Source organism: Phenylobacterium sp. (genome assembly GCF_041920015.1).
Taxonomy (GTDB): Bacteria; Pseudomonadota; Alphaproteobacteria; order Caulobacterales; family Caulobacteraceae; genus Phenylobacterium.
Genome location: NZ_JAYRST010000060.1, coordinates 1 through 18,255, shown reverse-complemented (window position 1 = coordinate 18,255; position 18,255 = coordinate 1). Strand labels below are relative to the sequence as shown.

14 protein-coding genes are annotated in these 18,255 nt (G+C 70.9%); 5 read left to right on the top strand and 9 right to left on the bottom strand.

Going from position 1 to position 18,255, the window contains the following annotated elements; translation table 11 throughout:
• From ACE3TL_RS12475 to ACE3TL_RS12460, 4 genes are all read right to left on the bottom strand, one after another.
• On the bottom strand, window positions 1-679 hold a 679-nt coding region (locus ACE3TL_RS12475; protein ID WP_374579013.1), incomplete at its 3' end, for an acyl-CoA dehydrogenase family protein.
• Between the two features lie 172 nt (window positions 680-851).
• Entirely contained in the window at window positions 852-2,060 is a 1,209-nt protein-coding gene (locus tag ACE3TL_RS12470) for an acyl-CoA dehydrogenase family protein (RefSeq protein WP_374579012.1), read from the bottom strand.
• Window positions 2,061-2,136: 76 nt separating this feature from the next.
• The gene (locus ACE3TL_RS12465; RefSeq protein WP_374579011.1) at window positions 2,137-3,348 is read right to left on the bottom strand and encodes an acyl-CoA dehydrogenase family protein; all 1,212 of its coding nucleotides are present in this window, start codon (window positions 3,346-3,348) and stop codon (window positions 2,137-2,139) included.
• A gap of 68 nt (window positions 3,349-3,416) precedes the next feature.
• Complete coding sequence (locus ACE3TL_RS12460; protein ID WP_374579010.1) at window positions 3,417-4,640, bottom strand: acyl-CoA dehydrogenase family protein; 1,224 nt, start codon at window positions 4,638-4,640, stop codon at window positions 3,417-3,419.
• A 161-nt stretch (window positions 4,641-4,801) separates the two neighbouring features.
• Here ACE3TL_RS12460 and ACE3TL_RS12455 point away from each other — a divergent pair, with 161 nt between their 5' ends.
• Window positions 4,802-6,448 (top strand): phosphatidylglycerol lysyltransferase domain-containing protein, encoded by a 1,647-nt coding sequence (locus ACE3TL_RS12455; RefSeq protein WP_374579009.1) that lies wholly within the window; start codon window positions 4,802-4,804, stop codon window positions 6,446-6,448.
• A 5-nt stretch (window positions 6,449-6,453) separates the two neighbouring features.
• On the opposite strand, the gene ACE3TL_RS12450 is transcribed toward ACE3TL_RS12455, so the two are convergent.
• From ACE3TL_RS12450 to ACE3TL_RS12440, 3 genes are read right to left on the bottom strand one after another with little or no spacing between them, the layout of a single operon-like run.
• Entirely contained in the window at window positions 6,454-6,657 is a 204-nt protein-coding gene (locus ACE3TL_RS12450) for a hypothetical protein (protein WP_374579008.1), read from the bottom strand.
• A gap of 48 nt (window positions 6,658-6,705) precedes the next feature.
• The gene (locus ACE3TL_RS12445; RefSeq protein ID WP_374579007.1) at window positions 6,706-8,997 is read right to left on the bottom strand and encodes a protein kinase; all 2,292 of its coding nucleotides are present in this window, start codon (window positions 8,995-8,997) and stop codon (window positions 6,706-6,708) included.
• Window positions 8,978-9,547 (bottom strand): ECF-type sigma factor, encoded by a 570-nt coding sequence (locus ACE3TL_RS12440; protein WP_374579006.1) that lies wholly within the window; start codon window positions 9,545-9,547, stop codon window positions 8,978-8,980. The genes ACE3TL_RS12445 and ACE3TL_RS12440 overlap by 20 nt, the downstream gene beginning before the upstream one ends.
• 292 nt (window positions 9,548-9,839) lie before the next feature.
• On the opposite strand from ACE3TL_RS12440, the gene ACE3TL_RS12435 reads away from it, so the two are divergent.
• The 4 genes from ACE3TL_RS12435 to ACE3TL_RS12420 are packed head-to-tail and all read left to right on the top strand — an operon-like array spanning window position 9,840 to window position 15,117.
• Entirely contained in the window at window positions 9,840-12,929 is a 3,090-nt protein-coding gene (locus ACE3TL_RS12435; protein ID WP_374579005.1) for a peptidoglycan-binding protein, read from the top strand.
• Window positions 12,930-12,952: 23 nt separating this feature from the next.
• Window positions 12,953-13,873, top strand: coding sequence for a sulfite exporter TauE/SafE family protein (locus ACE3TL_RS12430; RefSeq protein WP_374579004.1), 921 nt, complete (start codon window positions 12,953-12,955; stop codon window positions 13,871-13,873).
• Window positions 13,873-14,640, top strand: coding sequence for a TIGR02186 family protein (locus ACE3TL_RS12425; protein ID WP_374579003.1), 768 nt, complete (start codon window positions 13,873-13,875; stop codon window positions 14,638-14,640). Before ACE3TL_RS12430 ends, ACE3TL_RS12425 begins: the two co-directional genes overlap by 1 nt.
• Window positions 14,641-14,643: 3 nt before the next feature.
• Entirely contained in the window at window positions 14,644-15,117 is a 474-nt protein-coding gene (locus tag ACE3TL_RS12420; RefSeq protein ID WP_374579002.1) for a DUF3429 domain-containing protein, read from the top strand.
• 2 nt (window positions 15,118-15,119) lie between these two features.
• Here the strand turns inward: ACE3TL_RS12420 and pdeM are convergent, their stop codons facing one another.
• Together pdeM and ACE3TL_RS12410 are read right to left on the bottom strand one after the other, a co-directional pair.
• Window positions 15,120-15,851, bottom strand: coding sequence for a ligase-associated DNA damage response endonuclease PdeM (pdeM, locus tag ACE3TL_RS12415; protein ID WP_374579001.1), 732 nt, complete (start codon window positions 15,849-15,851; stop codon window positions 15,120-15,122).
• The coding region (locus tag ACE3TL_RS12410; RefSeq protein WP_374579000.1) for a helicase-related protein at window positions 15,848-18,255 on the bottom strand (2,408 nt) is incomplete at its 5' end. The genes pdeM and ACE3TL_RS12410, both read right to left, overlap by 4 nt.

The following is an 18,255-nucleotide window of genomic DNA, read 5'->3' as shown; positions in this document are numbered from 1 at the left end:
TCTCGGCGCGCGCGTCGGTCAGGAAGGTTTCGCAGAAGGGCGAGTTGCCGGCGATCAGCGGGATCGGACGGACCTCGACGCCCGGCTGGTGCATGGTGAACAGCACGAAGGAGATGCCTTCATGCTTCTTGCTGGTGTCGGTGCGCACCAGGCAGAAGCACCAGTCGGCCCACTGGGCGCCCGAGGTCCAGATCTTCTGGCCGTTGACGAGGTAGTGGTCGCCCTTGTCCTCGCACTTGGTCTGGAGCGAGGCGAGGTCGGAGCCGGCGCCCGGCTCGGAGAAGCCCTGGCACCACTGGATCTCGCCGCGGCAGATCGGCGGGATGTGTTCTTTCTTCTGATCTTCGGTGCCGTATTCCAGCAGGGTCGGGCCGAACATCATCACGCCCATGCCGCCGATCGGGTTGTAGGCGCCGGCGCGGCTGAATTCCTGCTGGACGATGCGGCCCTGGGCCGGGGAGAGGCCGCCGCCGCCGTATTCGGCCGGCCAGGTCGGAACGCCCCAGCCCTTGGCGCCGACCGCCTTGCGCCAGGCGTCCTGGTCGGGGGTCGGGTTGGCGCGCTCTTCGCGCATCATCGGGTTCGGCTTGCCTTTCAGCGAAGCCGGGAAATTCGCCTCGACCCAGTCGCGCACTTCCTTCCGGAAGGCGTCCTGGTCTGCGGCGCCAAAATCAGCCATTGAAATCGTCTCCTAAAAAATCAGGTCGTTCGAAAGTCGTTCGTACTCATCCCGATCATCCCGGCGAAGGCCGGGACCCAGAAGCGCCTTCGGAGGCGGCCTGGGTCCCGAAGTCGAGCCTTACGACCTGGGCCCCGGCCTTCGCCGGGGTGACCGGGTTTTCAGCGTCACCCTAACGGCTCTGGGTCAGGTCGGGGAGACCCAGGATCCGCTTGGCGATGATGTTGTTCTGCACCTCGTTGGAGCCGCCGTAGATCGAGCCGGCCTTGCCCGAGAGCCAGGTGCGGACCGCGGTGCGCTCTTCCTCGGTGAAGGTTTCGCCCTCCCAGCCCAGGCCCTGGTGGCCCATGACCTCGAGGGTCAGCTCGGCGTGGTCTTGCGTGGCCTTCATGAAGGCGTTCTTCATGATCGAGGTGGCGGCCGAGGGGCCGGAATTGCCCTTGGCCTCCAGCGCGGCGCGCAGCACGGTCTGCTGCACGGCGCGGCGGTCGATCTCGTTCATGATGATGCGGGTGCGCAGGTCGCTGTCGGCCAGGCGGCCGGCCTCGTCCTCGCCGACATAGGTCTTGGCCATCACGCCGAGCGAGACCGACGATCCGCCGCCGCTACGCCCGCCGTTCATGCCGCTGCGCTCGTGCTGGAGCAGGCGCTTGGCCACCGTCCAGCCGCCGTTCAGCGGGCCGACCAGGTTTTCCTTCGGCACCGGCACGTCGGTGAAGAAGGTTTCGCAGAACGGGCTGTTGCCGGCGATCAGCTTGATCGGCCGCACCTCGACGCCCGGCTGGTGCATCGAGAAGACCACGAAGGAGATGCCCTCGTGCTTCTTGGTCTGGTCGGTGCGGACCAGGCAGAAGATCATGTCGGCGTACTGGCCGCCGCTGGTCCAGATCTTCGAGCCGTTGACGATCCAGTGGTCGCCCTTGTCCTCGGCCTTGGTCTGGAGCGAGGCGAGGTCGGAGCCGGCGCCCGGCTCGGAGAAGCCCTGGCACCAGCGGATCGTCCCGGTCGCGATGTCGGGGATGTACTTCTGCTTCTGCTCTTCGGTGCCGTATTCCAGCAGGGTCGGGCCGAACATGCCCACGCCCATGCCGCCGATCGGGTTCACCGCGCCGATCTTGGCCATCTCCTGGGCTAGAACCCGCGCCTCGGCCGAGCTGAGGCCGCCGCCGCCATAGGCCTTGGGCCAGGTCGGAACGCCCCAGCCCTTCTGGCCCATGCGCTCCTTCCAGAGCGCCAGGTCGCCGGTCGGCTTCTCCGGACTCATCAGCGCAGCCGCCTGAGCGGCCACATCCTGGCCCAGGGACTTCGGAAAATTCGCCTCGAGCCATTCGCGGGCCTCGGCGCGGAAGGCTTCCAAATCGGGGCCGCCAAAGTCAGCCATGAAAAATCTCCCTAATATTCATTATCTTAGCGTCAAGCATAGCGCACGCTGCCTAATATGGGCAGGGGATATGAAATCATTTGGGATCGGGCAAGCCCAGCACTCGTTTCGAGACCACGTTCAAATTGATCTCCGAAGTGCCGCCCTCGATGGAATTACCCTTCGAGCGCAACCAGGTGCGGACCGCCGCCAGCTCCGGCTCGTCGAAGCCTTCGCCGCCCCAGCCGGTCCCGGCCGTGCCCAGCGCTTCGATGATCAGTTCGTTGCGGTCCATGGCGACCTTGGCGCCGGCATACTTCATGATCGAAGTCGCCGCCGAGGGGCCGTTGCCGGCCCTCGCCTCGTCGGAGGCGCGGCGGACGGTGAGTTGGAAGGCCTGGGCCTCCATCAGGTGCTCGGTCACGCGGCGGCGCAGGTCGCTGTCGTCCAGGCGGCCGGTCTCGTCCAGGCCGACATAGTCGACGGCGGCCTGCTTGACGGTCAGGGCCTTGACCGGCGCGCCGATCGAGCCGCCGCCGAGGCCGGCCGAGATGTTGTCGCGCTCGAACTGCAGCAGGCGCTTGGCCACCGTCCAGCCGCCGTTCAGCGGGCCGAACAACTGGTCCTTCGGCACCACCACGTCGGTGAAGAAGGTCTCGCAGAACGGCGAGGTGCCGTTGATGAGCCGGATCGGCCGCACCTCGACGCCCAGGCTGGTCATGTCGATCAGCAGGAAGGAGATGCCTTCATGCTTCTTGGACGGGTCGGTGCGGACCAGGCAGAAGCACCAGTCGGCGAGGTTGGCGCCGCTGGTCCAGATCTTCTGGCCATTCACGAGGTAGGTGTCGCCCTTGTCCTCGGCGCGGGTCTGAAGGCTGGCGAGATCGGAGCCCGAGCCCGGTTCGGAGTAGCCCTGGCACCAGCGCACGTCGCCGTTGACGATGCCCGGCAGGTGCTGGCGCTTCAGCGCCTCGGTCCCGTATTCGATCAGGGTCGGGCCGAACATCATCACGCCCATGCCGCCGATCGGGTTGCGGGCGCCGACCTTGGCCATTTCCTCGTGCAGGACGCGGGCCTGCTTCACCGAAAGGCCGCCGCCGCCGTATTCCGCCGGCCAGGTGGGAACGCCCCAGCCCTTGGCGCCCATGGCCTTGCGCCAGGCGCGGGCGTCCTCGCCCTCCTCGGCGCCGCTCATCTTGGCGACCTGGGCGGCCGGATCGGCCGCCAGCGCCTTCGGGAAGTTGGCCTCGAGCCATTCGCGGGCCTCCGCGCGGAAGGCCTCCAGGTCGTCGCCGCCGAAATCAGCCATGGGAAATCTCGCTTCGATAAAAATGTCGTCGGTACTGCGCGGCCGATGAAAAGGCCGCGGGGTTCAAGCTACTTGGGGTCGGGCAGGCCGAGCACGCGCTTGGCCACCACGTTGAGGTTCACTTCGGACGTGCCGCCCTCGATGGAGTTGCCCTTGGAGCGCAGCCAGCCGTGGGTGGCGGTCAGCTCGTCGGGGGAAAAGCCTTCGCCCTCCCAACCGAGCGCCTGGGCGCCCAGCGCCTCGACCATCAGCTCCGAACGCTCCTGGGCGAAGGTGGCGGCGGCGTACTTGATGATGGAGGTGGTGGCGCTGGGGCCGTTCGAGGCCTTCGCCTCGGCGGCCACGCGGGCGATGGTCTTGTAGAAGCAGTCGAAGTCCATCTTGTTGCGGGTGATGCGGGTGCGCAGGTCCGGATCGGCCAGGGCGCCCTCGCCATCGGTCCCGACATAGCGCTTGGCGATCTGGGCCAGGTCGCCGGCCATGCCGCCCGCGCCGCCGCCCCCGCCGAAGCCGCCGGAGATGTTCTGGCGTTCGTATTGCAGCAGGCGCTTGGCGATCTCCCAGCCGCCGTTGACCTTGCCGACCAGGGCGTCCTTGGGAATCTTCACGTCGGTGAAGAAGGTCTCGCAGAACGGGCTCTCGCCGGAGATGAGCTGGATCGGCCGGGTCTCGACGCCCGGCGTGGTCATGTCGATCAGCACGAAGGAGACGCCTTCGTGCTTCTTCGTCGTGTCGGTGCGGACCAGGCAGAAGCACCAGTCGGCCTTGTTGGCGTAGGAGGTCCAGATCTTCTGGCCGTTGATCAGCCAGTGGTCGCCCTTGTCCTCGCAGCGGGTCTGAAGGCTGGCCAGGTCGGAGCCGGCGCCCGGCTCGGAATAGCCCTGGCACCAGCGGATCTCGCCGCGGACGATCTTGGGCAGGTATTCCTGCTTCTGCGCCTCGGTCCCGTATTCGAGCAGTACCGGGCCCAGCATCCAGACGCCGAACGAGGCGAGCGGGGCGCGGTAGCGGCCGGCGGCGAGTTCCTGGTCGAGCACGCGGGCCTGGGCGGGCGACAGGCCACCGCCGCCATAGGCCGCCGGCCAGGTGGGCGCGGTCCAGCCCTTCTGCGCCATGGCGTTCATCCAGGCGATCTGCGGGTCGTCCGAGCCGGCGAAGGCGCGGCCACCCCAGACGGCTTCGGGATCGGTCTCGGCCTTCGGATCGCGCAACGCGGCCGGATAGTTGGCGTCCAGCCAGGCCTTCACCTCGCCGCGGAACGCGTCCTGATCGCCGGCGCCGAAGTCGGCCATGAAATCCTCCCGGATACGCAACGCCTTGTGCGCCGCCACATTAGCGCCGGGCGACCCAAGAGCAAGGGAAACGAACGCTTGTTTGAAGCTGCGCGGACGACTGCCCACGCGGCGAAACACGCTATATAGCTGGCGCGCCGCGGGCGAGGTCTGGAGGGCTGATGAGGTTTTGGCGCGAACTCAAGCCGGCGGCCTTCGCCGCTGCGCCGATGACGGCTGCGGTCCTGGCGCTGCTCGCCGGGATCATGCTGCTGGCCTCGGGCGCCACGCCGACCATCCCCGACCGCTTCCTGCAGATCTACGAGATCGCCCCGGTGGTGCTGATCGAGGCGAGCCATTTCCTCTCGAGCATCCTGGGGCTGGTGCTGGTGTTGCTGGCCTTCGGGCTGCGCGCGCGGCTGGGCGGGGCGTGGGCTGCGACGCTGGCGGTGCTGCTGGTCGCCAGTCCGCTGGCGCTGATCAAGGCCTTCGCCTGGGAGGAGGCGAGCGCGCTCGCGGCGTTCGCCATGGCGCTGATCCCCTTCCGCGGGGCGTTCCCGCGCAAGGCGCGGCTGGCCGGCATGGAGGTCACGCCCGGATGGCTGTTCTCGGCGCTGGCGGTCCTGCTGGGGGCCGGGCTCCTGGGGCTGTGGTCGTTCCAGCACGCCGACTACGCCGACAAGCCGTTCTGGGCGGTGATGGCCGACGCCGACGCGGCGCGGGCCATGCGCGGCTGGGCGGGGGCGGCGGTGCTGCTGCTGGCCTTCGGCGTCTGGCGGCTGTTCGCCACCGCCGCCACGCCCAAGGTGGTGGGCGAGGACGACCCCGAGCTGGCGCGGGTGCGGGCGATCCTGGCTAATGCGGAGGAGGCCGAGCCGGGCTCGAACCTCGCCCTGCTGGGCGACAAGCGGTTCCTGTTCTCGCAGTCGGGCGAGAGCTTCCTGATGTTCGGGGTGCGGGGCCGCTCGTGGATATCGCTGGGCGCGCCGGTCGGCCGCCGCGACGAGCGGATGGAGCTGTTCTGGCGGTTCCGCGAACTGGCCGACGCCCATGCGGCGCGGCCGGGGTTCTACGGCCTCGACGCCGAGCACCTGCCCGACGTGGTCGAGCTGGGCTTCGCCATCGCCAAGGTGGGCGAGAGCGCGGCGGTGTCGCTGGAGACCTTCACCATCGAAGGCACCAAGCGCGGCAACCTGCGCCGCGCCTGGCGACAGGCCGGGGAGGCGGGCGCGACCTTCGAGGTCGTGCCGCCCGAGCGGGTCGGCGAGATCATGCCCGAGTTGCAGCGCATCTCCGACGCCTGGCTGGTGCATCACGCGGGCGGCGACAAGAGCTTCTCCATGGGCGGCTTCTATCCGGCCTATGTGGCCGAGTTTCCGGTCGGGATCGTGCGCTTCGAGGGCAGGATCATCGCCTTTGCGACCCTGTGGGTGACCGCCAACAAGAGCGCGTTCTCGATGGACCTGATGCGCTATGTCGACGAGGGGCCGCGGCGGATCATGGACTATCTGTTCGTCGAACTGATCGAATGGGGCCGCCGCGAAGGCTATCAGGCCATCGAGTTCGGCATGGCCCCGCTGTCGGGGCTGGAGGACCGGCCGCTGGCGCCGGTGCTCTCGCGGGTCGGGGCGCTGATCTTCGAGCGCGGCGAGGACATCTACAATTTCCAGGGCGTGCGCGCCTACAAGGGCAAGTACGACCCGGTCTGGCGGCCGCGCTACATCGCCGCCGCCAACAAGTGGGCCATTCCGCTGCTGCTGGCGGACATGGGGCTGCTGACCTCGGGCGGGATGTCTGGCCTGGCCAAGCGGCCGAAGAAGACCGACTAACGGAGTTAACGGCCGGTCGTGACGCCGAGCAGGTTCACGATATGCACCATCATGAAGAGGGCGAAGGCCGAGGCGGTGACCATGATGAGCCGCCAGGGCGCCATGCGCGGCCCCTTGGCGGGATTGGGCGGCTTGCTCCCGCGCCAGCCGGCGAACGCCGCGACGACGATGAGGACGGCGAGGATGGCGGCGGTCAGCGGCAGGGACATCGCCGCGCCCCTAGCCGATGCCGCTTCGCCGGGCAATGGCGCGCGCGCTCAGGGGCACAGGCGCTCGCTTGCGTCCCGCGCGCGCTTCAGGGTGCTGTCGGCGTCCAGCGAGGTGGCGCGCCCGGCGCGGGCGAGCTGGGCGAAGACCGCCTCCACCTCGCGATAATGGCCGCAGGCCTCGGCGGGGCGGCCGGCGGCGGCTTCGATATCGGCCAGCATGACCAGGGCGACGGCGTAGTCGCGCTGGCGCATGGTCTCGGCGGGACGTTCGCGCCAGAGGGCCTGGCGGGCGGCGACGCCCTGTTTCAGCAGTTCGATCGCCTCGCTGCGGCGGCCGAGGGCGGCGAGGGACTGGGCCTCGGCGTCGATCATGATGCGGTGCATGCGTGCGGCGTCGGCGTCGGCCAGGTCGGCGTCGGCGATGGCCGCCGTCTCCTGCGCGCCCTGCCGGAGCAGCGCATAGGCCTCGCGCGGGCGATCCAGGTCGAGCAGCGTCGTTCCCAGGGCCCAGCGCGCGCGGGCCAGGCGCCGGGCCACGGCCGGGTCGCCCGGCCAGCGCCGCGCCGTGTCCGCGAGGATTTCCATCTGGCGGCGATAGGGCGCTTCGGCCTCGCCCGGCCGGCCGTCGTAATAGGTGGCCTCGGCCAGCAGGTCGTAGAGCCGCGCCTGGCTGAGGCGGGCCGCCACGGGGTCGACGGGGGGCGGCGCGCGCAGGCCCGCCTGGGCGGCGGCGGCTCCCTCGCCATAGCGTCCCTGCCATTGGCGCAGGGCGGAGAGTTCGCGGAAGTAGTCGCCGCCCAAGCCGCCTGGCGCCCGCTCCGGCGGGCCGATCAGGCGCCGCGCGTCGGCCAGCAGCCGCTCGGAGGCCGGCAGGTCGTTGTCGACCATGGTGGCGAGCGCGGCCTGGTCCAGGCGCACGCGGGCGGCCAGTCGTGCGCCCTCGGCCGGGGGCAGGGCCGCGGCCAGGAGGTAGGCCTGGGCGAGATTGGCCTTGGCCTTCTCGGGCTGGCCGAGGTTCGGGCGGCCGGGCGCGCCTTGCCGCTCGGCCAGGCGCAGCAGGCCCTCGACCGATTCGCGCGTGAGTTCGGGGGAACGGCGCGAACGGGCCAGGCGGTCGAGATAGCCTTGGGAGACCTGCGCCACCTCGGCCCGCAGCGGCAGCGACTGCGGCTGGCGCTCCAGGCGGTCGGAGAGGTCGAACAGCAGGTAGCGGGCGACGCCGTGCAGGTCTTCGAACCGCCGCGTCGCCTCGGCGCGGGCCCGCTCGGCGGTGAGATAGTTGGCGGTGGCGACGCCTGCCGTTCCGGCCAGGACCAGCATGGCGCTCGCCGTCGCGCCGACGCCCAGCCGGTGCCGGCGCAGGAACTTGCCGACGCGGTAACGCACGGTGTCGGGCCCGGCGCTCACCGGATAGCCGTCGCGCCAGCGCTCCAGGTCGGCGGCGAGGGCGGCGACGCTGCCATAGCGGTCCCGCGGCTCCGGGGCTGTCGCCTTGGCGGCGACGGCGGCGATGTCGCGGTCGCGGGCCGATCCGGTGAGGTCGCCCAGCAGCACGCCGAGGGCGAAGACGTCGTCGGCCACCCCCGGCGCGCCGCCGGCCCGGCGGGCGGGGCTGGCGAAGGCCTCGGTCATCGGGGTGGGGCTCTGGGACGCATCGTCCTCGGCCAGCAGGCGGGCGATGCCGAAGTCGAGCAGCTTCACGCGGCCTTCGGCGTCCACCAGGATGTTCGAGGGCTTGAGGTCGGCGTGGACGATCAGCTTCTGGTGCGCGGCCTGCACCGCCTCGGCGGCGGCGGCGAAGAGGGCGATCCGTCCGGCCAGGGGCGCTTCGGCCGCGGCGAGGTCGATGTGGCGGCCGTCGACATATTCCATGACCAGATAGGCCGCGCCGTCTTCGGTGACCCCGCCGTCGATGAGCCGGGCGACGCCGGGATGTTCCAACTGGGCCAGGATCTGGCGCTCGCGCACGAAGCGAGCGGCGGCCAGCGGCGCCAGATGGGCGTGCAGCAGCTTCACCGCCACGCGCTGCTCGTAGAGGCCGTCGTCGCGGACCGCGCGCCAGACCTGCCCCATGCCGCCCTCGCCGATCTGCTCGAGCAGGCGGAACGGCCCGACGCGGTCGGGCGCCTTGACGGGCGGGGCGGCCAGGACTTCGGCGATGGTCGGCAGCGAGCGCCGCCCGGCCTCGGCGCTTCTTTCCAGGGCTTCGATGCGGTGGAGCACGGCGGCGGGCTCGCGGCCCAGCAGGCGCTGGCGGAAGCGCTGGTCGCCGGGCCGTTCGCTCAGCCGCTCGTAGAGCCGCAGCGCCCGCCGCTCGATGTCAGGCTGAAGCGGAGCCAAGGCCCGGGCTCAGATAGTCCAGCAGCCACGCGCGCGCGGCCTGCCAGCGGCGCTTGACCGTGCGTTCGGGCACGCCGATCGCGCGCGAGGTCTCCTCGACGGTCAGGCCGAGGCCGAAGCGCAGTTCGACCACGCGCGCATGCTCGGTCGAATAGGCGTCGAGGGCGGCCAGGGCGCGGTCGAGGTCTTCCAGATCGACCAATTGCGGGGCCGGGCCTTCGATCCATTGGGTGAGCAGCGGCGGGCGGCGCTTGGCGGCCGCGTTGCGGCGGGCCTCGTCGATCAGGATGCGGCGCATGGTCCGCGCGGCCAGGGCCAGCATGTGGCCCTGGTCGGAGATCGCACCCGGCGAGGACTGGATCAGCCGCAGCGCAGCCTCGTTGACCAGGTCCGTGGGTTGCAGCACCAGGCGCATCGCGTCGCGGGCGATGATCCGCCGGGCGACCCGGCGCATGTCGTCATAGCAGGCGGCGATCAGGGCCTCGGCCGCGCGGCGTGGGCGCTCGGCCGGCGTCTGAGTCGTCTCATCGTGATGAAACCCCGCCGACATCGCCCCCGTCCAGAAACCGTCGTTCGACGATATACCGGCCCGCGACCCAGGGCCACGCCCATCGCGCAGCGGGCGAGCAGGAGGTCTCTTTGGGGTCGATTACGGGCCGTGAAGTGACCATCCATGGCGCGCAGGTAACCGACCGTTAACCATAAGCCGGCTTGGGTCTTCCGGGGCAGGTGCGACAATCCACAGGCTTTCGCGCCGGACGCAATATCTAGTGTTAACGATCCGTTTACATACCAAGGATCGGTGGTTAGCGTCTTGAAGCGGGCTGGGAGAACGATTCGATATGACCTCGGGTGCGCCCTGGAGCGTCAAGGGGATCGACCCTAAGGCGAGAGAAGTTGCAAAGGATCTGGCGCGCCGGTCGGGCATGACGCTCGGCGAATGGCTGAACCGCATGATCCTCGACGACGACGGGCCCGAGGAGATCACCAGCCAGTCCTATTTCGAAGAGCGTCCGCGCGCCGAGCCGCAGCGCCCGTTGGCCGTGGAGCGCCGGCCAGAGCCGGCCGCGCCCCGCTATGAGGCCGCGTCGAACGTCGGGGACGAACTGGACCGCGTGGCCCTGGCGCTGGATCGGCTGAGCCGGTTCGAGCGCGATCCGCGCCCGTCGCCTGCGGCCCTGGCGGCCGAGAAGGTGATGGCCGACGCCATGGCCCGCATCGAAGCGGCCGAACGCGAGGCGATGGCGGTGGCCGCCCGTTTCGAGGGCGCGGTGCAGGAGGCGCGGGCGGAGAATTCGCGTCTGGCCGAACGGCTGCGCAAGATCGAGTCCGAAGCGGCCGGGCCGCGCTCGGTCGAGGCGCTGCGCTCGCTGGAAGCGGCCCTGGGGCGCGTGGCCACCCATCTCTACGAGGGCGAGAGCCGCACCCAGGAGACCATCCGCGCCGTCGAGCAGCGGATCGACGAGGTGGTCGCCAAGGGCGTGGCCGATCCGGCCGGCCTGATCGAGGAAGTGGTCAACCGCGTCGATGCACGCCTGACCGACGCCGAGACGCGCACCGAGGAGACCCTGGCGGCGCTGTCGGGCGCCGTCGGGGCGCTGGAGTCGCGGGTGGCCAGGTCCGAAGGCGGGCTGGGGCCTGAGGTCGAGGCGCGGATCGCCAGCCTGTCGGCCAAGCTGGGCGAGAAGCTGGAGGCCTCGCGCGCCGAGATCGCACGCCAGCTTCACGCCGACGCCGACGGCCGGTTCGACCGCATCGAACAGCAACTGGGCGAAATGGCCCATAGCGTGCGCCAGGCCGAAAAGGTCTCCACCGACGCGGCCGAGAAGATGGGCCGCGAGGTCCTGGCCATGGCCGACGCCCTGAACCGCCAGGTCCAGGCCGCCGAACACCGCAGCGCCGACGCCATCGAACAGGTCGGCGGCGAGGTGGCGCGCATCGCCGAGGCGATGGAGAGCCGGCTCGGCCGCTCGGAAAGCGCCCATACCGAGGCGCTGGAGAAGCTGAGCGTCGAGATCGGCCGGATCACCGACCGCCTGACCGAGCGGATCGGCAGTTCGGAACGGCGCGCGGCCCAGGCGATCGACGATGTCGGAGAGCAGGTCGCGCGGGTCAGCGAGCGGATCGGCCAACGCCAGGAGCGTTCGGTGGAGGACCTCGCCGAGCGCATCCGCCAGAGCGAGGAGCGGACCGCCCGCCTGCTGGACGAGGCGCGCGAGAAGATCGACCGCAGCCTGGCCGAATCCCAGCGCCGGATCATCGGCGAGCAGGCGCTGGCCGCGTCCCCCGCGCCGCGCATCGTCCGCGAGGACCTGCCGCCTTCGCCGTTCGCCGAAGATCCATTCGCCGAAGATCCGTTTGCTGATCTGGGGCCGGCCGAGCCGTCGGCCTCGCCGCTGACGCTCCAGGCCTTCGCGGCCTCGGCGCTGGAGGCCGAGCCCACGCCGGAACCGGCTCAAGGCTTCGCCTCGGAGACTGTCGCACGCGAGGCCTTCGCGCACGATCCGTTCGCCGACGATCCGGCGCCGGCCGCCGAGTTCCCGCAGACCGACGAGACGCCTCAGTTCGCCGCCGAGGATTTCGAGGCCGCCGACGGACTGCCGCCGCCGCCCGCCGAGGAGGTGGTCGAGGCCCAGGCGGAGCCGGCCGAAGAGGCCGAGGCGCCCGAACCCCTCTCGATGGACGATATTCCGGAACCCTTCTTCGAGCCGCAGGCCGAGGAACAGGTCGCCGCCGCCGAGGAGGAGCCGCCGAAGCCGCTCTCGACCCGCGAGGTGATCGAGCAGGCGCGGGCCGCTGCGCGGGCGGCCAACGCCTCGGGCGCCGAGACCCGGAAGGCCGGTAAGATCGAGAAGCTGCCGCGCGAGCGCGGCAAGTCGCTGTTCTCCGGCCTCAGCCTGCGCAAGCGCGGGGCGGCGGGAACCTCGCTGCAGACCGCCCTGCTGGTGGCCGGCGGCGCGGCCTTCCTGAGCCTGGGCGCGGCGAGCTATCTGGTGGCCGAGGGCGAGCCGGGCGGAGCGGCCCCCAAGCGCGTCGCCGATGCGCTGGAGGTGTTCGCCAAGGACAAGGCCGGCGAGATCAAGGGCGGCGAGGCCGACACCGCGCCGACGGCGGCGTCGCCGGCCCGGGCGGCGGTGGCGCTGGCGCCCCAGGCCCTGCCGACGCGCGCGCCGGCCGAGGACGCCGAGGTCGCCAATCTCTATGCCGGCGCGGTGCGCGCCATCGAGGCCGGGACGCCGGGCGGGCTGGAGGGGCTGCGCAAGGCTGCCAATCTCGGCCACTCGCCGGCCCAGTTCTATCTGGCCAAGCTCTACGCCGAGGGCGGGGCGGGCCTGAAGAAGGACATCGCCGAGGCGCGCCGCTGGACCGAGCGGGCGGCCGAGGGCGGCAATCGCGCGGCCATGCACAACCTGGGCATCGCCTATGCCGACGGCCAGGGCGGCCCGGCCAATGCGGCCATGGCGGCCCAGTGGTTCCGCCGGGCGGCGGACCTGGGCCTGGTCGACAGCCAGTTCAACCTCGGCGTGCTGTACGAACAGGGCCGCGGCGTGGCGCAGAACACCGCCGAGGCCTACAAGTGGTATCTGATCGCAGCCAAGAGCGGCGACGAGCAGGCCCGCCGCAACGCCGCGCGCGTGCGCGTCGGCCTGTCGGCCGAGGGGCGCAGCGTGGCCGAACTGTCGGCCCAGGCCTATCGGCCGACCTCGCCCAACCCCTCCAGCTATCTGGAGGCCGAGGCCCTGTCGCAGGCCGACGTGGCCACCGCTCAGCGGGCGCTGTCGCGGCTCGACTACTATCAGGGCCCGACCGACGGATCGGTTTCGCCAGCGCTCGCTATGGCCATCGCCGCCTATCAGCGGAACGAGGGGCTGGCGGCGACCGGAAAGCTCGATCAACTCACCCTTTCGCGCCTGAAGGTCTTCACCCAGTAACGCGCGCCGGCTAAGGGGCGCTCTTGGACCTCTATTTGCCCATCGCAGAAGTCTCGGTGAACGCCCCCCTGCTGGTGGCGCTCGGGGCGGCGGTCGGCTTCATCTCCGGCCTGTTCGGGATCGGCGGCGGCTTCCTGATGACGCCGGTGCTGGTGTTCCTAGGCATCCCGCCGGCGGTGGCGGTGGCCAGCGAGGCCAACCACGTCGCCGCCTCCTCGACCTCCAGCGTGATCTCCTACACCCGGCGCAAGGCGGTGGATTTCCGTATGGGCGGGGTGCTGGCGGCGGGCGGGGCCGTGGGCTCGCTGGTGGGCGTCGAGGTGTTCCGCTGGCTGCGGCTTCTGGGCCAGGCGGACCTGGTGGTGTCGCTGTCCTACCTCGTATTCCTGGGCGTGATCGGCGGGCTGATGCTGATGGAGTCGTTGGGCTCGATCCTGCGCCGCCGCCGGGGCGATGCGCCCAAGCCGCGCAAGGACCGCCGGCCGCCCTGGCTCTACGGCCTGCCGTTCAAGATGCGCTTTCCGCGCTCGCGCCTCTATATAAGCGTGATCCCGCCGGTGCTGCTGGGGATTTTCGTCGGCATCCTCTCGGCGATCATGGGGGTCGGGGGCGGCTTCGTGCTGGTGCCGGCCATGGTCTACATCCTGCGCATGCCGGCCGCGGTGGTGGTGGGCACCAGCCTGTTCCAGATCATCATCACCACCTCGCTGACCAGCGTGCTGCAGGCCGGGCGCAATCAGACGGTCGATATCGTGCTGGCGACCCTGCTGCTGATCGGCGGGGTGCTGGGCGCCCAGCTCGGCGCGCGGGCCTCCTCGCGGTTCCGGGCCGAGGAACTGCGGGCGCTGCTGGCCCTCATCGTGCTGGCGGTGGGCCTGCGCATGGGCCTGGGCCTGTTCTTCACGCCGGACGAGCCGTTCGTGCTGATGGCGGGGAACGGGTGATGGCCGAGCCGCCGCCTCCCGTCGTCCTGCCGCCGGCCGCCGTCTCGGCCGCCCTGACCACCACCAATGTGCGGGTGACGTCCAGCTTCAGTGGCGCGCGCATCGTGCTCTATGGCGCGGTGTTCGATCCCACCGCCGGGCCCAGCGACGTGGTGGTGATCGTGCGCGGGCCCGACGCGCCGCTGCGCCTGGCCCGCAAGACCAAGGTGGCCGGGGTCTGGGTCAATTCCCGGCCGGTGGTGTTCGAGGGCGCGCCGGGCTTCTACATGGCCGCCTCGACCCGGCCGCTGGGCCAGATCGCCAGCTTCAGCACCCTGCGCAAGCTGGGCGCGGGCGTCGACCACCTGCGCATCAACGCGCCGATGGAGCAGCGCACCGAGACCCGCTACGGCGTGCGCGACGTAGTGGTCAGCGGCCTGGGCGCGGACTATCTCGACTGGCGTCGCGCGGTGGTGCGGCTGAAGGAGGCCGCCGGCCTCTACGCCGCCGACGAACGCGGCGTGACCTTCGTCGACAAGGGCCTGTTCCGCGCGCAGATCGAACTGCCGGCGTCGGCGCCGATCGGGGTCTACAGCGCCGAGATCCTGCTGTTCCAGGACGGCCAGCCGGTGTCGCGGCGGATTCGCGGACTGACCGTGGAGAAGGCCGGGACCGAGCGGGCGCTCTATCTGCTCGCCCACGACAGGCCCTGGCTCTACGGCTTCGCCTCGGTGGCGATCGCCCTGGCCGCCGGCTGGGCCGCGTCCGTGGCGTTTCGGAGGAACTGACGCATGGACCTGCACGCCGAAAGTCACCTCCAGGCCGAGGCGACCACGCCCGCGCCGCTATGGGCCATCGCCCTGGCCGGCATGACGCCGTTCCCAGCCGCGGCCTTGGTCCATCTCTACGGCCCGGCCGATCTGCGGGCCGGGGCGTTGACGCTGCTGCTGACCTGGTCGGCGATCATGCTCGGCTTCCTGGGCGGCATCCGCTGGGGGCTGGAAAGCGGCCGGGCGCAGCCGCGCTGGACGCGGCTGGCCCAGTCGGTGATCTCGCCGATCGCGGGATGGTCGCTGCTGTTCGCCCGCGACAGCCTGGAGACAGCCTGGATGCTCGGCGGCCTGATCGCCGCCTTCATCCTGCAATGGCTGTACGACCACACGGCCTCCGAGGTGCCGGCCCGCTATCCGCGGCTGATGACCGTGCTGACCCTCGGAGCCTGTCTGTCGCTGTCCCTGGTGCTGGAGCAGGCGCTGCGGCTGTAGCGCTAATCGGGGCGGACCGAGCGCCAGCCGACCGCGCGGACGCGGCCGGCGCCGAGCGCCGCGCAGAGCGGGGCGCGCGCGAACAGGCCGGCGAAGGCTTCGTCGCGGATGCTGAGGCCGCCGGCATAGGCGCCGAAGGCCGGGACCACCAGGCGCGCGCCGTCGGTGACGAAACAGCGCCGCCGCACGCTGGCGCCGGCTGCGGCGACGCGGGCGCAGGGGTGCAGGTGGCCGGCGACCTCGCCCGCCTGCGGGCCGGGCGCGGGCTCGTGGCGCAGGACGAGGCTTTCCACCGCGATCTCGTCGAGGGTTTCGCCGGGCAGGCCTTGCGGACCATCGGCGTCGTGGTTGCCGACCACCCAGACCAGGCGCGTGACGCCGGCCAGCTCGCGCAGCGCGGCCGCGTCGTCGTGGGCCAGGCGGTCTTCGGACCGGCGGTCGTGGAAGGTGTCGCCCAGCAGGACCACCGTCCTCAGCATGGCGGCCGCGACCTCGGCCTGCAGCCGGCGCAGGGTTTCGCGGGTGTCGTAGGGCGGCAGCATCTGGCCGCGCGCCGCATAGGCCGAGCCCTTCTCCAGGTGCAGGTCGGCGACCACCAGCATCCGCGCCGCCTCGATCCAGAGGGCGCCGCTGGCGCGCAGGGTCACGGCGGTCCCGTTCAGGGCCATGCCCAGGCCGCCGCAGGGGCTGGCGGTGAAGGCGTAGGGAGCGGCCGCGGCGGGCAGGGCGCTCATGACAGCGCCTCGGCGATCAGGTCTTCCTCGGCCTCCGCCAGGATCATGTCGGCGGCGCTGCCGGGCGAGCGTTCCTTGCCGATCTCCAGCAGGATGGGGACGGAGAAGGGCGACAGGTGCTCCAGCGGCGAATGGCGGATGCGCCCGGAGATGCGCGCCAGCATCTGACCCAGGCGCGCCACGTCGATCATGCCGGTGGCCGCGTCCTCGCGCGCGCAGCGCAGCAGCAGATGGTCGGGTTGGTGTCGGCGCAGCACGTCGTAGATCAGGTCCGTCGAAAAGGTCACCTGGCGCCCGGTCTTCTCATGGCCGGGGAAACGCCGCTCGATCAGGCCGGAGACGATAGCGCAGCCCTTGAAGGCGCGCTTCATCATGAAGCTCTCGGCCAGCCAGGCCTCGAGGTCGTCGCCCAGCATGTCCTGGGCGAAGAGATCGTCGAAATCGAGGCCGTCCATCGGCTTCAGGGCCCAGATCGCCATGGCGTAGTCGTTGCAGACGAAGCCCAGAGGCCCGACGCCCAGCCGCTCCAGCCGCCGGGTCAGCAGCATGGCCAGGGTGGTGTGGGCCAGCCGCCCCTCGAACGGATAGACCACCAGGAAGTGGCGTTTGCGGTGCGCGAAGGTCTCCAGCAGCATGTCGTCGGCCGGGGGGATCAGCGACAGGTCGCGCTGGGCCTCCAGCCATTCTCGCACGTCGGCGGGCAGCATCGTCCAGTGCTGCTGGTCGAACATCAGCTCGCGCACGCGGCTGGCGAGGAAGGTGGAGAGCGCGAACTTCGAGCCGCCCCAGGAGGGCATCTTCGGGTCGCGGTTCGCCGCCGGGCTGACCAGCACCTCGGTCCCGGTGACGGCGACCAGGGCCCAGACCTGGCCGCCGAAGACGAAGGTGTCGCCGGGGTCGAGCATCTCCAGCATGCCTTCCTCGACCTCGCCGATCTTGCGGCCGGCGCGGCCCTTGCCCATCGAGATGCGCACCGAGAGCATGGCCGGCGAGACGATGGCGCCGACGTTAAGGCGATGACGCTGGGCCGTCTCGGCGTTGCGCACGGTCCAGCGGCCGTCCAGGGTCTTCACGATCCGGCGGAAGCGGTCGTAGGTCTTCAGCGCATAGCCGCCGGTGGAGACGAAATCGACCACCTGCTCGAAATCCTCGTAGGGCAGGTCGCGATAGGGGCCGGCGCTGGTGATCTCGTCGTAGAGCGCCAGGAGATCGAACGGCTCGGAGCAGGCGCAGCCCATGACGTGCTGAGCCAGGACGTCGAGCGCGCCGGTGCGGCTGACCTCGCCGTCGAAGCGGTTCTCGGCGATGGCCTCGCGGGCGGCCTGGCACTCCAGCATCTCGAAACGGTTGGCCGGCACGAAGAGGGCGCGGCTGGGCTCGTCCAGGCGGTGGTTGGCGCGGCCGATGCGCTGGACCATGCGGCTGGCCCCCTTCGGGCTGGCGAGCTGGATCACCAGGTCGACGTCGCCCCAATCGATGCCGAGGTCGAGGGTGGAGGTGCAGACCACCGCCCGAAGCTCGCCGCGCGCCATCGCCGCCTCGACCTTGCGCCGCTGCTCGGCGGCCAGGCTGCCGTGGTGCAGGGCGATGGGAAGATTGTCCTCGTTCAGCCGCCAGAGCTCCTGGAAGGCGAATTCGGCCTGGAAGCGGGTGTTGACGAAGACCAGCGCCGTGCGCGCCTGCTTGATGGCGTCATAGACCTCGTCCATGGCGTGCTTGGCCGTATGGCCCGCCCAGGGCACGCGGCCTTCGGAGAGCAGCATGTCGACGATAGGCGCCGCGCCGCCCGGCCCGCGGACCAGGGCGATGGAGTCCTCGGGGCGTCGACATTCGGTTCCTCCCCTGCGTAGCGGGGGAGGGGGACCATCCGAAGGATGGTGGAGGGGGCGAGCGGCCGGCGCTGAGCTTGAACCCGCCCCCCCCCCCCCAGCGCGGTCCCCCCCCCCCGTTGTCACGGGGGAGGAAAAGGACGTGGCGCCTCCCTCCAAGCGCCGGCCATAGCTCAGCCAGCGGCGGATCACGTCGGGGTCGTCGACGGTGGCCGAGAGGCCGACGCGGCGCAGGTCGGGGGCGAACTGCTGGAGACGGGCCAGGTCGAGCGCCAACAGGTCGCCGCGCTTGGAGCCGTGCAGGGTGTGGATCTCGTCGAGGATCACGCGGGAGAGGTCCTCGAAATAGAGCCGCGCGCCCTCCCAGGCGCAGAACAGGGCGAGCTGTTCGGGCGTGGTCAGCAGGATGTCCGGCGGCTTGACGCGCTGGCGCTGGCGGCGGGCGGCCCCGGTGTCGCCGGTGCGGCTCTCGGCGACGATCGGCAGGCCCATCTGGAGGATCGGGGCCATCAGGTTGCGCTCGACGTCGACGGCCAGCGCCTTGAGCGGCGAGATGTAGAGGGTGTGGATGCCGC

Excerpts from the sequence above, each read along its gene's own strand:
- ACE3TL_RS12470 (WP_374579012.1), bottom strand. The coding sequence starts at position 2,060 with ATGGCTGACTTTGGCGGCCCCGATTTGGAAGCCTTCCGCGCCGAGGCC.
- ACE3TL_RS12465 (WP_374579011.1), bottom strand. The coding sequence starts at position 3,348 with ATGGCTGATTTCGGCGGCGACGACCTGGAGGCCTTCCGCGCGGAGGCC.
- ACE3TL_RS12460 (WP_374579010.1), bottom strand. The coding sequence starts at position 4,640 with ATGGCCGACTTCGGCGCCGGCGATCAGGACGCGTTCCGCGGCGAGGTG.
- ACE3TL_RS12455 (WP_374579009.1), top strand. The coding sequence starts at position 4,802 with ATGAGGTTTTGGCGCGAACTCAAGCCGGCGGCCTTCGCCGCTGCGCCG.
- ACE3TL_RS12450 (WP_374579008.1), bottom strand. The coding sequence starts at position 6,657 with ATGTCCCTGCCGCTGACCGCCGCCATCCTCGCCGTCCTCATCGTCGTC.
- ACE3TL_RS12440 (WP_374579006.1), bottom strand. The coding sequence starts at position 9,547 with ATGTCGGCGGGGTTTCATCACGATGAGACGACTCAGACGCCGGCCGAG.
- ACE3TL_RS12435 (WP_374579005.1), top strand. The coding sequence starts at position 9,840 with ATGACCTCGGGTGCGCCCTGGAGCGTCAAGGGGATCGACCCTAAGGCG.
- ACE3TL_RS12425 (WP_374579003.1), top strand. The coding sequence starts at position 13,873 with ATGGCCGAGCCGCCGCCTCCCGTCGTCCTGCCGCCGGCCGCCGTCTCG.
- ACE3TL_RS12420 (WP_374579002.1), top strand. The coding sequence starts at position 14,644 with ATGGACCTGCACGCCGAAAGTCACCTCCAGGCCGAGGCGACCACGCCC.
- pdeM (WP_374579001.1), bottom strand. The coding sequence starts at position 15,851 with ATGAGCGCCCTGCCCGCCGCGGCCGCTCCCTACGCCTTCACCGCCAGC.